Origin of the sequence: Crenothrix sp. (genome assembly GCF_043729335.1) — a bacterium.
Lineage (GTDB): Bacteria > Pseudomonadota > Gammaproteobacteria > Methylococcales > Methylomonadaceae > Crenothrix.
The window spans coordinates 1-14,314 of sequence record NZ_JAYTLQ010000032.1 but is presented as its reverse complement, the minus strand read 5'-3'; the positions used below and the strand labels follow the sequence as shown (position 1 = coordinate 14,314).

Genomic DNA, 14,314 nt, shown 5'->3' with positions numbered 1-14,314 from the left:
GTACAGAAGACATTGCCCATAATTTGCATTTACTCGGACAAACTACGGAGAATTTGATGAAATTAAGCGATTTAGCGAGTTTTTATAGTTTGCAGCTCCAAATTCTCATATTCGTGCTGCTCTAATTTACCGTCCCTGCCCGCATCTACGTGATCAAATGTCTCTAAAAGGTAAGGAAAGTTTTTTAGCTCTTCTTTAGTAACGTAATGGTCAGCATTTATATCCGCCTGAGAAAATTCAGGAAACTTACCGCTTTCAGGTCTGGGTACCGCTTCAGATTTTGAATTATCGCCAGTGGCATTTTGAGCAATAGTTGCTATACCAGAAGATATTTTCTTCTCATTTTGGTTCCCATTGCCCATTGAGCCTTCAGACATCTTATTTTGGTTATTGGGTGTTTGCTGAGTCTTTTGAGCCACATTGCTCCTCGAGCTTTCAGCCAATTTATTTTTATTATCTGGCATTTGTTGAGCATTTTGGCCTGCATTGCTCATGGCATTGTCTGAGGTTTTGGTTTTGGTATCTGACGTTGTTTTATTAGCGTCGCTACATTTTTTTGAATATTCTTTGCCCATAGCATTATTAGTGGCCGTATTGGCATCCATATTGGATTTTTGAACTTCAACTGGGGCTTTTTTAGCAGCCATATCAGCCTTTTTTGGGGTAGTCTGGTTTGCTTGATGTGTTGCTTTAGTATCACCCTTTGCTGTGGCTGATTTCTTAGCGCCTTGATCAGGCATTGCAGAGGTGTTTTTTCCACGCTGGGGCTTCATGACATGTTGAATATCTAGCATCTCGGTACTTTCAGCGGCTACCGGCTGGGCAACGAAACCAATACTACAACTTAAAATCAGCATTAATCGCATTGCTGAAGAAAAACTTTTAAGGGCATGCAACGTAGACGTTTTTGACTTCTGAGGATGAATAAAATTATCTAAAACACCAATATTTTTTTTGGTCTTCATAGGAATTTCCTTTATTTAAATTAAATGAATCAAGTAAGGGGAGTTGTGTCTTTAAGGCTCTAGCCCAAATTTAATAAGTCAAATTAATCTTAAACTGTAAAAACCTATGAAGTCGGTACGGTGTCGCACATAAATGGTTGAAGTTGTTTCTAAAAGAAAAATTTTTATTGGCGCTAGATTTTGATAGGCGGGTGTTTTCACTCTAGAACCATTTAAAAATTATGGCTCTTCCCGATTTCGTGTAATGCGCAACTTATTGCTTTGGATAACCGGTAATTATGGGCAGCAAGGGCGCGACTACGCCTGAAGCCTTGTCTAGATGAGGCTATCTGAATGTGAACCGTGTATGCTGTTGGCTTGGTAAATATCACGCTTAGTGGCAGACTTATTTAAAATTGAAAGAGGCTAGCTATTGACAAATTTAATAAGCCACTTATAATAATAACTAGCTAGAAAATATGATTTACCCTCTGCTTACCATTTCGATGTATCTTTATGTAGTTGATCGTCCTGTTTTTCATTTTGTAATTTCCAAATTTACCAGCTCTACGTGCCTTTTTAAGGCTTTATAACTCAAATATTTACAGGACTCATTATGTCTACAATTACTACTGGCACCGTTAAATGGTTTAATTCTGAGAAGGGTTTCGGCTTTATCGAGCAACAATCAGGCCCCGATGTTTTCGTACATTTCCAACAAATAAATAATGCTGGTGGTTACAAATCACTGGATGAAGGCCAAAAAGTACAGTTTACTGTAGCCCAAGGTCAAAAAGGCTTGCAAGCTGAAAACGTAACCGTTATCTAAATTCTCGCCTGCTTTAAATTAATACTAAAACCGGCATCCTTTTTGAAGGATGCCGGTTTTTTTATGTCTTTTACACTCGATGTTCAAGTTTTTAGTCCTTGACTTTATAAAATGCCGACAATTCAGATAGTCCCTGCAAATCAATACGGGTAGCTATTTTCAGGAGTTTTTGACATAGTGCAGCGCAAAACTTTGCCATTACGTCATGAATTTTGCATCCACTAAACTGAACACCCCGTTAAATTTATTTTGCCCAAGACCCGATGCCCCCTACCACAAGTCAGCGGATAACCACATTACCAAGGATGGCGGCTACACGACCAAAAGTGATGGTGTTTTCCGACAGATGTTTCGCTGCGGAAAAGGGAATCACCGCTTTTCTGAAACCGGTTACTGTGGTTTATTTGGCAAACATGTGTTCGCATTGCCTCATTAAAATTCATACTATTTAAGGGTCCTTGCCTCATCTAAAATCACACTACTTTTAAGCACAATAAAAGGGGGTTTTGGATGTTAATAAAATCAATGAGCTTGTCTGCTCGGAACCGACATTCCGCACCCCTATTAGCGCATATTTATCGATAAAATATATATAATAATCATATTCTTATATAGAATACCGAGAAAAAATAAATAATCAATGACTTACGATTTATTCCTCGAAACATTTGTTTTTCAACAGGTTAAGAAATATCAATTGTAAATATTCCCACCTTCCCATAGTTACAGCAAATGGGATAATGCCGCACGTCGCTCATCAGACATAAGCCAGGGAATAAAATCTATCAGGTCATCTGGCGGTTTGCTATGGTTTTGGGCGCACACTGTCAGATATTCATAAAGCCACCGCTGTCGGTTGATCCCCCATTGCGGTAGGGTGGCAAAGATGGAGAAGAGCTGAGCGGCCAACTCGACGCTCCAAATTGCACCGGAACCAAAGTAATTGTTGCGTCCCAGGACAGCACCACGGATAGTCCGTTCGGCCAAGTTATTGTCCATCGGTACGGCGGGGTTGGTGACAAAGACGGTTAATCCAACCCAATGTGCTTGCAGGCTGGTTAAAAACGGCCACCTGTATTTTTTGTGTTTTGGGGTCGAGTTCCAATAATGCCTGGGTGTAATCGGCTTTTACCTGTGCGATGGCTTGTTCCAGCACAACCTGTTGGCTGTTGAAATCGATAGATTGTGCAGCTAAGGGCACAGCGGGGTTCCAGTGGGGCAGGCGCTGGTGATTGATATGGTACAGCTTGGCAATCTGGTCGACCCAATGTTGCACCCACTCGCACAATTTAGGGTAGCTACGGGCATAATCCAGAAAATCCCGCCGTACATGCGCCCAACAAAAGGCCAGGATAATACGTTGGTTTAGTCTGGCCAGCCGCTTGTAGGCGCTGTAACGGCCACAGACGACAATCACGTAACCTACCTCGGTCAGCTTTTCGCAATACTCTATGGGGGTATCGCCACTGCGGTTATTGGCGGCGATAAAAAGGGTCACTGATGGGCTACGGAACAACCACAAATACCAATGGGTATTACGTTTGCTTTCGGTAAGTTCGTATTCCTTCCAATAGGTTTCATCATTATGAAACAAGGTTTCACTCAACTGCTTTTCTTTGAATGGCTGGATGACAGGGGCAAACAAGGCGGGCATCCGTTTAAAACCATTGGTTAGCGTCCCGGCAGCAAGGGACAAGCCACGCTGGGCAAAATCTTTGCAAATACTATGGAGTGAACGGTGTTACTGGAATTTTTCCAGCAACACCTCCGTCCAGATGCTGATGCCGCACAGGTTACGGTTGAACAGGCGCAACGGTGGCGGTGCCGTTATCACGGCTTTGACCCCTGCACACTGGCAGGTCTTGACGTATTTGTGCCGGTGGATAACGCGTTTATGCGCTTTGACCTCAATCTCCAGCACTTCCGCGTCTTCTGTATTGTTGATCTCATGATAGGGCAATCCGCAGCACGGGCAAACACGCTCGGTTTCGGGTAATACGCTGTGTTCTTCAATAACAGGCAACTCAGGTTTGGGTGCATGGGGGAACCTTGGCGCACCTGCCTGGTGCCCGCGCTTCTTTTTTTCACGAGGAGGCCTTTGGGCTTCGGATTGTGTCTGGCCTTTTTCACTGTGGTCGCCATATAAGCGGTGGGTTAGGTCTGCGACCTGTGCTTCCAAGTCAGCAGTCCGACTCATGAGTTCGCTGTGTTGACTTGCGCGTGTTGGAACTGGGCATGCCAATAGTTTTTGTCTGCTTCGAGCTGGATATAGTCCTGGAAGCTCAGCGTGATCTGCCGCTGTGCAAAAGGCGGCTTCGGTTTAGCTTCACTGGGCGATATGTATTCACCTGTAAGTGACATAAAACTCACCATTCGCTTAATTTTACCCCCACTTCGTAAAATTGTGGCAGGCTATCGATTTTTGCCAAAATGACACCGCCAACTGTAACCAAAACAGAACGAGTAGACGACACCCCCCTGCTGATTGCGCAGATGGAAAAAATGCAAATAGCCGACCTCATGGACAAGCACTTTCCGGTGCATGGCACACCGCTACGCTGGTCGGGATTGGGCATTGGCCAGACCGTCGTTGGCTGGCTGGCCTATATCCAGAGCGAAGGTGACCACCGCTTAAACCATGTGCAAGGCTGAGCAGCAGGTCTGCTACTGACACTGGGATCTGCCTGAAGACGGCCACCTTGCGTGACCTGGACTTTAGCGATGACCGTTTGGCCACCATCCTCACGCGCCTTGGCAAGGATGCCGACTGGGAGGGCTATGAGGTAGACCAAGCCCAAGTGCTGCTACGGGTATACGACCTGAAATCCAAGCAAATACGCACCAGGCCATCGATAATGCCAACCAGCGCCAGCAACACAAACGCCGGTGCCGACAAGGCCAACACTGTCAGGCGCACGGCAAACACGGAGGTCATGGTAATGGCGGCCAGGATATACTCCGCGCTCACATCGTAGACGTATTTTATCCAATTGTGCAATCGCGGGTATTGCTGTGGTGCCGACAATTCTTCTGCACCTTTGCCACACTACAACAAGGGGGAATCAACCGACAGCGATGGCTTTATGAATATCCAACAGCAGGGTGTGATTAAAAGTGCGGGGAATCTCGTGCATCTGCTGCGGTGCAGAAATTATCCCAATAGTTTTCCCAATCACCATTGGCTATTACAACACGTAGTGCTAACATTGGCTCAATATTGGCGGCTTTCCACCACGCTCCGGGTAATTTTAACCGTTGCTAAATGATATAGCGGTGGACACTTTCGATTTCGCCCGAACCAATGGGCAGGCCTTTTTCTATCGCGCCTTTGTAATCCAGTTGGCCAGTACGATTGCTTAAATAACGATGGCAAGCGCGGACTGGGGCTTTGTCATTTCCAATACCATCGGCCTCCAAATAACCGGTTAAGTTTTCGATAACAATTGCAAAATCATTGTTTTTTAACAAGCTCTTCTGAATCGCCATCCAGACGTGGGGCGCGTTCGGCAAACACGTTTTTGAGGCGGCAGCCAAGTAGTCACCGTTCGCCCATTTACTTACGGTTCGCTCATTTTTTCTTGTGGTTTTCAGAATTCAAAACCACTATATATAGTGGTTTTAGAGGGTAATTCTAAAATTAAAATTCCCACGATAATTTTAATGTCAGAAATTTTCAGTTTTATGCGAAAAATTAGTCATTCAAAGTTAAAAATCGAATTTTCTGTCTTGTTTTTAATATCAAAAAGACCAATCTTTCGAAGTACTCTAAAAAATGAGCGAACCGTAAGTAGAAGGTTAATAAAAACACTACGCACATTAATTTTAATTTAATTCTACGCCGTAAAAATATGTCCAAAAAAAATATAAATTCTAGTTTTAAAGATGATGCTGCTAGGGCGCAGGGAAATTCCGCCTCAAAGTTTCCTTTTAAAATGGTGGCATTGGTTTTGGTTGCCGTGGTATTGGTGGTGACGCTGATGTTGGCCTCATTTTTAGCTTTCCAAGCCATAAAAAACTCGGCAGCAACCAAGCAGCATACGCATGAGGTTATCTACAGCGCGGAAACTTTTTTATCTAAATTAAAAGATGCCGAGACCGGACATCGCGGTTATCTCATCACGGGCAAAGACGTTTTTCTGGAACCCTATAATGCCGTAAAAGATAGCCTATCTGCTGAGTTGGAAAAGTTGCATCAACTTACCTTAATTCCAGCCGCAAAACAACAGCTGGATGCTTTAACGCCAGAGGTAAACGCCAAGCTCAATTTTATGGCGCAAGGCATTGAATTGCGCCGCGGCCGTGATGCACAAGAAGCAGTAAAAATGGTTAGCAGTGGGGAAGGTAAACGCCTCATGGAGGCTATCCGTAATAATATGGCTAGGTTTGGCAGCATAGAACAAAGCGCCGCAGATAAGGCCGAGGCCAAATTCCAGGCAGATATGCGCAATCTTTTCTGGGTTATCAGTGTCATCGGTCTACTTATCCTGCTGACCGCGTTTTGGCTGTGTTATTTTGTTTTTCGCCAGGGCCAGCAGCGTTTAAAGGATGCCATCCTTGCCGAAGCCCAGCATTCGCTAGACCTTCAGCAGAAAATAAATGCCCAGTTGCAGCAAGCGCATAATGCCTTACAGTTCAGCGAGGAGCAGCTTGCCGTCACCCTGCGATCCATAGGCGATGGCATGATAGCCACCGATGTTAAAGGCCGCGTAACGCTTTTAAATACCGTTGCCGAACAGCTGACCGGTTGGACACAAGCTGAAGCCGTCGGCCTTTTGATCGGCGATATTTTTCCTATTATTAACCAGTACACCCGCAACCCTGTCCCTATCCGGATAAAAGATGCCTTGCTGCATGGCACTATACAAGGCATGGCCAACCATACTGTACTCATTGCCCGTGATGGTACGGAGTTTGCGATTGCCGACAGCTGTGCACCTATCCGCCATTACGATGACAGCGTTATTGGGGCGGTATTGGTATTTCGGGATGTTACCGAAGAATATGCCGTGCAGGCCAGCTTGCAAGAAAGTGAAACGCGCCTGAACTTTGCCCTGCAAATAACCCACACCGGCGGCTGGGAACTGAATATGCAAGATGGCACCACGCGGCGCACCCTGGAACACGACCGCATCTTTGGCTATGAGGCATTGCTGCCAGAGTGGACCTACGAGATGTTTCAGGCGCATGTATTGCCTGCGGATCGTGCTGAAGTTGATAAGTGTTTCCGTGCCTCAGTAGAAAACAAAACGAATTTAGATTTTGAATGCCGTATTCGCCGGACTGATGGGGAAGAGCGCTGGATTTGGGTGAGCGGCCAGCATCAATTTGATAGCACAGGGCATGTGAAATGTATGGCTGGCATAGTGCAAGACATTACGCAGCTCAAACACAATGAAACAGCACTGAAAAAAGTTTATGAACGCGCGCAGCTTGCTTTGGATGCCGGAGGGCTAGGCGATTGGAGCTGGGATGCCGCGACCGACCAAGTGTCCTTAGGGGCTCGTGCGGTACAGATGCTGGGTTTTCCTGAAGGAAGCCCTGTTACCCTGCAACAACTGCGCGACCGCTTATTAACGGAAGATGCCGACCAGGCGCATGATACCTGGGATAAGGCCCTTAGCGAGCACACCGATTACCACAACGAATATCGGGTAAGCCATCCTGTCAAGGGGTCGCGCTGGCTTGCCATAACCGGACGCGCAAACTATGCTGAAGACGGCACAGTGCTGAGCATGAACGGCGTAGTGCAGGACATTCACGAACGCAAACTTGCCGAGCTGGCTAAGCTTCGGCTTGCCGCCATTGTAGAATCGTCTGACGATGCCATCATCAGCAAAAACATGCAGGGTATCATCACCAGTTGGAATGCCGGTGCGGAAAAAGTATTTGGCTATAGCGCAGACGAGATGATTGGCAAGCCGATTAGGCTAATGATGCCAGCGGAACGCGCAGGGGAGGACAGGCAAATTCTGGATAAAATCAGCCGTGGCGCTAAAGTACAAAACTTTGAAACGGTGCGGGTGCGCAAAGATGGCAGCTTTGTTGATGTTTCCGTCACCATATCAGCCATCCAAGATGGCACAGGAAAGATTGTCGGTGCCTCCAAGGTGGCGCGCGATATTGCCGAGCGCAAACGCTTTGAGGCAAGATTGCACGAAGCCGTAATCACTGCGGACAAAGCCAACCTGGCCAAATCTGAATTTTTATCCAGCATGAGCCATGAATTGCGCACGCCCTTAAATGCCATTTTAGGCTTTGCGCAGTTGCTGGAAGCCGGTAGTCCGCGGCCCACAACAATACAGGAACGCAGGGTAAAAGAAATTATCAAAGCCGGCTGGTATTTACTGGAATTGATTAACGAAGTGCTGGATCTTTCGTTAATCGAATCCGGTAAGCTATCGTTGTCGCCCGAACCCTTGCTGCTGCTTGATGTCATGCACGAATGCCAGTCCATGATCGAACCTATGGCACAACTGCATAATATCCAGTTGAGCTTTTTGCCTTTCGACAATTCCTGGGGTATTTATGCCGACCATACGCGAGTCAAACAAATAGTCATCAATTTGCTTTCCAATGCCATTAAATACAACCGTAAATTCGGAAGTGTGGAAATAAAATGTACGCTCAGCGCCCCGCAACGTATTCGTATTACTGTTAAAGACACCGGCCAAGGTTTATCGACAGACCAGATGGCGCAACTGTTTCAGCCCTTTAACCGTCTGGGGCAAGAACACGGCGCTGAAGAAGGCACCGGCATTGGTTTGGTCGTCACTAAAAAATTGGTGGAATTAATGGGCGGGGCAATCGGCGTAGCAAGCACTGTTGGCGTGGGCAGTGAATTCTGGATAGAATTCGCGCAAGATGTTGTCCATTCCTATGATACGGAACAAAAAGTGCCCACTGCGCTTTTGGCCAATCCGCATAACATAGCGCAAGGCACCTTGCTGTACGTGGAAGACAACCCCGCCAATCTGCTATTGGTTGAACAAATTATTGCCCATTCCCCCATCCGTATCCTAAGCGCACGCGATGCTATTTTGGGTATTGATCTTGCCCGCGCCCATCTTCCGGATATTATCTTAATGGATATTAATTTGCCGGGCATGAACGGCATTAAAGCCTTAAAAATTCTTCAAAAAGACCCCTTAACAGCCCACATTCCAGTGATTGCCCTCAGTGCCAATGCGATGGCGCGTGATATTGAAAAAGGCAAAGAAGCAGGCTTCTTCCGCTATCTTACCAAACCCATAAAAGTGAATGAATTAATGACGGCCCTTGAAGAAGCCTTGAAAAGTATTGATACGTTGTGTACTCCTAAGATTGATCCGGGTACCTCTGCTGTTGCATCTGCCAATGAAGAAGAGTGAGCGTCTACCCCACTGTTTTAAAAAAAGCCGTTCTTGGTGAGTCCTCCAAAATCTGGAATCGGATAGGATAGGATTGAGCCATAATGAGAATTGTTGGCGTGCTCAGGGCGTTTCCAAATAGCTTCTAAGGCTTATTGCGCTATTTCCAGCTACCGGCAGACGATGGCAAACAAGGGATACAATCCGCTTATCGCTATCCAAATGGCATACGCTGGGGAGTTCGATTTATAGGGGTGGGGATGTAGTTACTTCTTTAGAAAGCAAAGTACGCTTGGCAATGTAGATCACCAGTAATGGCATGGCAAGCCCCAAAAACATCTCGGTAAAAAGCAAGCCCGCCTAACTGGCTGTAATCAGCGGAAACATGCAAAATAGGGTCAAGACACTGGAAATTAACGTCAATTTGGACAGAAACTGTTGATCGAAACCCAGTTCATCAATCATCCACCAGGTGGAGCCAGCACCTGTTGTAGGCACAGCACGGAAGGCAAAAATAACCAGCGCCGTGCCAAATAATTGCCTTTTGGCAGAGGCTGAAAGCTCAGTGGTCAAACGCCCTAGCAGGAATATCACGATGGCCAAAGAGCCTGCAAAAATCAGTTCTTCGTTAAAAGGGATGTTGGCGAGTCCCATGATCGCAGCGAATAAAGCAAAACTAAGGCCACCGCCCAATATCCACCAGTTAATTGCCGGCAGTTCGGTATCCGGGCGATCAAGCTCACGCTTAATATCCTCAAATTCGTAGCCTTTTGCGGCCAAGCGCCATTCCTCGTTGGAACGAAGATGCGCCGCAAAGAAAACCCCAAATACGGAAATAACGGGAATTAATAATGCCCATTGGTATATCTGCACATAAATTGCTGTCTGGGCAGCGGCGTCCATGGTTGCGACACCTCTAAACCAATAGACATTGGCCAGGGCGACAATTAATGTACCACCAATAATCGCTACCCGGCCTAGCGTTTGCATGGTAGTGTGGGCTAGTTTAATTTGTTGCTCAGCAATAGCATTGCCCCGTTCATCCACACGCGGTACAGCCTCTACCGTCATGGCATCGGCCACAGTGCCTTGTATAACGTAACCCATCGGTGCCAATAAGGTTGCTATAACAAACCACGTTTCTACCGACAAAAATCCCGACATTTTACGGGGGCTGGCCAGTATATTCAGCATGATTAACAGGCTTGCTGCAATCAATAAAGCGCCTAAATAAATCAATTTGGCTTTATGTCGCCAGAGCAGATCCACCAAATGGCCGATGGGCATTTTCATCGTCCAGGGCATTACCGCCCAAAACCCCAGCGTAGCTAGAAATTCAGCAGAAAGCCCCAGGTAATCCTTAACAAAAAACGCACCAACAATGCCCGTTAAGCCGGAAATGCCCGCCGCTAGATAAACCATCATCGGGGGCACATAACTTAAACGCATCTGGCGGGCTAAATCGTAGACGTTTCGATCCAGCCAATTTTGCAGATACCCCAAAAATCCGCTTAGCGGCGGCAGGTTATTATGAGGTAAAGATGCGGGTTTTTGCATGGTCAATCCTCACGTTAATGAGTGTCTTAATAATCAGAGCTTAAAAAACCAGTTTGGTTCGAGTACTCACTTAATGGTCGCGTTGAGAGTATATCAGGCCTCAATGCAGGCGCAAAATGCTGGCTGAACGATTTGAATCACGCCCTTAACCTTACTCCGTAAATTCATAATATGCCCATTATTTGATTTGTATTTGATCTATATCAAATTCAGATTACCCAATGATGTAAGAATGCACTTGCCCATTGAAAGGTTAATGATTATTGCATCAGCAAGTATTGATCTAGGGGTTAGATAACTCAACTAAAAGGTAAAATCAAATGAAAAATATCATATTAGCAATCGTACTTGTTGTCGCCTTACCTGCTGTTGCTTCCGCTAAAGAAAAAGTAATGCAAAACACCAATCCATCAGCGAATCCGGTTCCAGAGCATGTTATGCAAAATAGTAATCCTTCACCTGAACAGGTAACTGAACCGGTGGTAACGCCGCCCAAACATGTGATGCAAAACACTAATCCATCGCCAGAGCAAGTACCTGAGCATGTCATGAGAAATAACAATATCAACTCTTCAAAATGAAGCAATAAAGGCTGAATAGTCACGCAAAAAATGAAATAAGGACATACGTGTTTTTATCTGATCCTTGTTTTTATGCTGGCATGATTTTAATAAAGGAGCTATCACTGGCTCCTTTATTATCCAGTAAAACAACTCAGCTATGCGCCATAAAATACTGCGTAATAATAGGCATTAGTTTGATATAGTGGCTCAGCCACTTTTTTATGGTTTTTCTATTTTTTGGAGCAAGGCAATGTCACGTAAAATTCTACTGTTGTTATGTTTGTTTTCTTCAAGTGGCTTTGCCGCACCGCGCATGAGTCACCACGGCGAATTTATTACCAAATGTCACAAGCCGCTTTTTTTTAATGAAATGCCGGTTAAAGAATCCGTAGTGACTTCATTACAGGATTTTAGCGTTACCGCGTCCGATAATACTGATATTAAGACGATCAAGTTCAGCGTCAACAATCAGCCATTTGCAGCGACTTTGGAGCGTTTACGCAGTGGGCGTATTTTAATCAAGGGGCATCTTAATGAAAGCATCACCACACTGGGGACAACTTTGTTAAAAGTCGGTTCAGAAAGTAATGATGGTTGCAATGGGCTATTTGCCTGGCGTGTGTATATAAAATAATAGCTTGTCGGCATAGGGCAATAAACGTGACGAATCTGGCTGCGCAAGGTAATAACTACCGCCACTATGGTTAAAAATCCCCAGATATCCACTAACACAACGCTTTACGAAAGCCTGATTATCATTATCAGTTTGCTGGTTATTATCGGCTATCTGGTGTTGAGCGTTGCAATGGGGCTAGATCGATGTCTATACGCTGTTGTTAAGCAGCCAATTGACCTCCACCAGCGGCTATGCCGCCTAAAAACTTATCAGATTATTGAATGATGATTTTAGCGGCTGCGCTTTTTACAAAACCAAATTCCAGATAATGACAATATAACTATGATCAGTCGTTGTAATTTTCAATGCTGCTTCAGTTTATTTAACATCATTGTTCTCCGATTTTTTATAACCGCACCAATTGGCTTTTACCCAGTTTTCTTCATGAACAAGGCTTTCAAAAGCGATACCAACAATTAATCATGCAGTACACCGTATAGTTAACGCAGAACTTGCTTGCATTCCATGGGCTTCCAATTTAAGGCAAGACAGTTTAAAAAAAGCCCTTCGTGGTGAGCATTGTCGAACCATGAGCGGCACACCATACACCCTTCAAGCAGTGTGCCTCATTGAGTGGTGTATAGCTCAAATTGGCAAAAAATGTCATAAAGTGACATTTTTTTCTAATTGCCTAGTAAAACTTCTAAGTTGTTCTACAGTTGATGTAACTTGAACTCTACACTGATGCTAAATCCGAGTGTGTACAGGGAATGTAGTCAAATTGATTAATAATCTTAGGAGCTTTAAAAAACCATGAGCATCATACTAAAAGTAAACAACTCAACAGAAACACTAGAAAATCATGTTATCCCTAAAGGTAAGAGTGTTCATGTTAAGGCTCAGCCTGGGGTAAATTATGCAATTGTTAACGACAATGGATCAGCTCCAAGCCGCATAACCACTAAACGGGTAGGCAAGAATCTGCACATCTTACTAGATGACGACACCAGTCCAGATATTATCATTGACGGCTATTTTAATGCTGACGGCAATCTTGGCTCTGTTATTGGTCAGGCAGCGGATGGAAAATATTATAGCTATGCCATTGAAGGCGGCTCACAGACCGGTTCAGCTGTTTTAGGTGGTGGGGCGTTGACGAGTCCATTAGCTATGGCGTCTGATGAGGGCGGGTTAAGTTCTTTAGGTTTATCAAATGGCACGCTGGGGGCGCTAGGCGTGCTAGGGGTTGGATTAATCGGTGGTGGAATTGCGGTAGCTGCTAGCGGTGGTGGCGATAATGGAAATAATAAAGCACCCGTTCCTCCAGCCAGTAAATACAATACAAAAACAGGAATCATCAGTGGTAATGGAGCAACTCCCGGCAGTACCGTAACGGCGACGTTACCTGATGGCACAGAAACGTCTGCTGTGGCTAAGCCCAACGGTAGCTATAAATTGCCACCTTTTCAGCCTGTGCCCAGCAATCATGAAACCATCACTGTTAATGTTGATAATAAAATCAGCACTATTAAAGCGCCTGATACCACGCCTATTGTCGGTGGATATGATCCCATAACAGGGGTTATTGCGGGTAAGGGGGCAACTCCGGGAAGCAAGGTTACTGCAACGCTGGTTGATGGCACTAAAATTTCCGGTGTGGTTAAACCTGACGGGAGTTACAACTTAGCTGCGCTTAATCCAAAACCGGGTAATGGCGATGCTATTACCATTACCGCTGATAATGAAAAAGTAGTTATTAAAGCAACTGTTGTTGAAATAAAAAGTGATTATAACCCTCAAACTGGCGTTGTCAGCGGCACAGGAGCCACCCCAGGCAGCACTATAAAAGCATCGTTACCCGATGGCACATGGGTATCAGCAATTGTAAAGCCAGATGGCACCTATGTTTTACCGCCTTTTAATAATGCACCCAATAATGGCGGGTCTATTACTGTCAGTGTGGATGGTAAGCCAAGTGCATTTATTAAAACCCCTGATAATACCGATATAGCTCCAGAGTACAACTCAAAAACTGGGGTTTTAACTGGCAAGGGAGCGACTCCAGGCAGTACAATCACGGCAACTTTACCTGATGGTAGCAGTGTCTCGTCAATCGTTAAACCTGATGGCAGTTATAGTTTGCCGGCTTTTAGCCCTGTGCCTGTTAATGGCGAAACTATTAAAATAACAGCCGGCAATGAAAACATCTCTATTAAAGTTGCAGACAGCACTGAAATTACGAGCAGTTTTAATGCTAATACAGGCACAGTGAATGGAAACGGCGCCACTGCTGGCAGCACAGTTACTGCAACCTTACCGAATGGCACTCAAGTCAGTGCCATTGTTAAACCTAACGGTAGCTATACCTTGCCCGCGTTCAGTCCAATCCCTGCCAATGGTGAAACAATTACCGTCAAAGCAGGTACAGAAGTTACTACGGTGACGGCCACAGATAGCAC

The 14,314-nt window shown here is 45.3% G+C and carries 15 protein-coding genes; 8 read left to right on the top strand and 7 right to left on the bottom strand.

Going from position 1 to position 14,314, the window contains the following annotated elements:
* Positions 1 to 71 precede the first annotated feature (71 nt).
* A complete protein-coding gene (locus tag ACHZC4_RS07760; protein ID WP_394753262.1) occupies positions 72 to 965 on the bottom strand; it encodes a hypothetical protein in 894 nt (297 codons plus the stop codon).
* Positions 966 to 1,560: 595 nt separating this feature from the next.
* Here ACHZC4_RS07760 and ACHZC4_RS07755 point away from each other — a divergent pair.
* Together ACHZC4_RS07755 and ACHZC4_RS07750 are read left to right on the top strand one after the other, a co-directional pair.
* The gene (locus ACHZC4_RS07755) at positions 1,561 to 1,773 is read left to right on the top strand and encodes a cold-shock protein (protein WP_394753261.1); all 213 of its coding nucleotides are present in this window, start codon (positions 1,561 to 1,563) and stop codon (positions 1,771 to 1,773) included.
* A 205-nt stretch (positions 1,774 to 1,978) separates the two neighbouring features.
* Positions 1,979 to 2,209, top strand: a complete 231-nt coding sequence (locus ACHZC4_RS07750) for a hypothetical protein (RefSeq protein WP_394753260.1) — start codon at positions 1,979 to 1,981, stop codon at positions 2,207 to 2,209.
* Positions 2,210 to 2,496: 287 nt separating this feature from the next.
* On the opposite strand, the gene ACHZC4_RS07745 is transcribed toward ACHZC4_RS07750, so the two are convergent.
* Genes ACHZC4_RS07745 through ACHZC4_RS07735 form a run of 3 tightly spaced genes read right to left on the bottom strand, consistent with a single transcriptional unit; the run spans position 2,497 to position 4,015 of the window.
* Complete coding sequence (locus ACHZC4_RS07745; RefSeq protein WP_394753311.1) at positions 2,497 to 2,826, bottom strand: transposase; 330 nt, start codon at positions 2,824 to 2,826, stop codon at positions 2,497 to 2,499.
* Positions 2,762 to 3,496 carry a transposase gene (locus ACHZC4_RS07740; RefSeq protein ID WP_394753310.1) on the bottom strand — a complete coding sequence of 245 codons (735 nt, stop codon included), beginning with the start codon at positions 3,494 to 3,496 and terminating at the stop codon, positions 2,762 to 2,764. Before ACHZC4_RS07740 ends, ACHZC4_RS07745 begins: the two co-directional genes overlap by 65 nt.
* A gap of 18 nt (positions 3,497 to 3,514) precedes the next feature.
* Complete coding sequence (locus ACHZC4_RS07735) at positions 3,515 to 4,015, bottom strand: hypothetical protein (protein ID WP_394753259.1); 501 nt, start codon at positions 4,013 to 4,015, stop codon at positions 3,515 to 3,517.
* 188 nt (positions 4,016 to 4,203) lie between these two features.
* On the opposite strand from ACHZC4_RS07735, the gene ACHZC4_RS07730 reads away from it, so the two are divergent.
* Entirely contained in the window at positions 4,204 to 4,425 is a 222-nt protein-coding gene (locus ACHZC4_RS07730; protein ID WP_394753258.1) for a hypothetical protein, read from the top strand.
* Positions 4,426 to 4,549: 124 nt separating this feature from the next.
* Here the strand turns inward: ACHZC4_RS07730 and ACHZC4_RS07725 are convergent, their stop codons facing one another.
* The gene (locus ACHZC4_RS07725; RefSeq protein WP_394753257.1) at positions 4,550 to 4,771 is read right to left on the bottom strand and encodes a DUF4400 domain-containing protein; all 222 of its coding nucleotides are present in this window, start codon (positions 4,769 to 4,771) and stop codon (positions 4,550 to 4,552) included.
* A gap of 260 nt (positions 4,772 to 5,031) precedes the next feature.
* A complete protein-coding gene (locus tag ACHZC4_RS07720; RefSeq protein WP_394753256.1) occupies positions 5,032 to 5,307 on the bottom strand; it encodes a hypothetical protein in 276 nt (91 codons plus the stop codon).
* A 314-nt stretch (positions 5,308 to 5,621) separates the two neighbouring features.
* On the opposite strand from ACHZC4_RS07720, the gene ACHZC4_RS07715 reads away from it, so the two are divergent.
* A complete protein-coding gene (locus tag ACHZC4_RS07715; RefSeq protein ID WP_394753255.1) occupies positions 5,622 to 9,140 on the top strand; it encodes a PAS domain S-box protein in 3,519 nt (1,172 codons plus the stop codon).
* 339 nt (positions 9,141 to 9,479) lie between these two features.
* Here ACHZC4_RS07715 and ACHZC4_RS07710 read toward each other — a convergent pair whose 3' ends face one another.
* Complete coding sequence (locus tag ACHZC4_RS07710) at positions 9,480 to 10,676, bottom strand: hypothetical protein (protein WP_394753254.1); 1,197 nt, start codon at positions 10,674 to 10,676, stop codon at positions 9,480 to 9,482.
* A gap of 320 nt (positions 10,677 to 10,996) precedes the next feature.
* On the opposite strand from ACHZC4_RS07710, the gene ACHZC4_RS07705 reads away from it, so the two are divergent.
* The 4 genes from ACHZC4_RS07705 to ACHZC4_RS07690 all read left to right on the top strand — a co-directional run.
* Positions 10,997 to 11,257 (top strand): hypothetical protein, encoded by a 261-nt coding sequence (locus tag ACHZC4_RS07705; RefSeq protein ID WP_394753253.1) that lies wholly within the window; start codon positions 10,997 to 10,999, stop codon positions 11,255 to 11,257.
* Between the two features lie 232 nt (positions 11,258 to 11,489).
* The gene (locus ACHZC4_RS07700) at positions 11,490 to 11,873 is read left to right on the top strand and encodes a hypothetical protein (RefSeq protein ID WP_394753252.1); all 384 of its coding nucleotides are present in this window, start codon (positions 11,490 to 11,492) and stop codon (positions 11,871 to 11,873) included.
* Positions 11,874 to 11,939: 66 nt separating this feature from the next.
* Positions 11,940 to 12,140 (top strand): hypothetical protein, encoded by a 201-nt coding sequence (locus ACHZC4_RS07695; protein WP_394753251.1) that lies wholly within the window; start codon positions 11,940 to 11,942, stop codon positions 12,138 to 12,140.
* A gap of 528 nt (positions 12,141 to 12,668) precedes the next feature.
* On the top strand, positions 12,669 to 14,314 hold a 1,646-nt coding region (locus tag ACHZC4_RS07690), incomplete at its 3' end, for a hypothetical protein (RefSeq protein ID WP_394753250.1).

Coding starts and splice junctions, on each gene's coding strand:
- ACHZC4_RS07700 (WP_394753252.1), top strand. CDS start 11,490: ATGTCACGTAAAATTCTACTGTTGTTATGTTTGTTTTCTTCAAGTGGC.
- ACHZC4_RS07695 (WP_394753251.1), top strand. CDS start 11,940: ATGGTTAAAAATCCCCAGATATCCACTAACACAACGCTTTACGAAAGC.
- ACHZC4_RS07710 (WP_394753254.1), bottom strand. CDS start 10,676: ATGCAAAAACCCGCATCTTTACCTCATAATAACCTGCCGCCGCTAAGC.
- ACHZC4_RS07750 (WP_394753260.1), top strand. CDS start 1,979: ATGAATTTTGCATCCACTAAACTGAACACCCCGTTAAATTTATTTTGC.
- ACHZC4_RS07715 (WP_394753255.1), top strand. CDS start 5,622: ATGTCCAAAAAAAATATAAATTCTAGTTTTAAAGATGATGCTGCTAGG.
- ACHZC4_RS07755 (WP_394753261.1), top strand. CDS start 1,561: ATGTCTACAATTACTACTGGCACCGTTAAATGGTTTAATTCTGAGAAG.
- ACHZC4_RS07730 (WP_394753258.1), top strand. CDS start 4,204: ATGACACCGCCAACTGTAACCAAAACAGAACGAGTAGACGACACCCCC.
- ACHZC4_RS07705 (WP_394753253.1), top strand. CDS start 10,997: ATGAAAAATATCATATTAGCAATCGTACTTGTTGTCGCCTTACCTGCT.
- ACHZC4_RS07760 (WP_394753262.1), bottom strand. CDS start 965: ATGAAGACCAAAAAAAATATTGGTGTTTTAGATAATTTTATTCATCCT.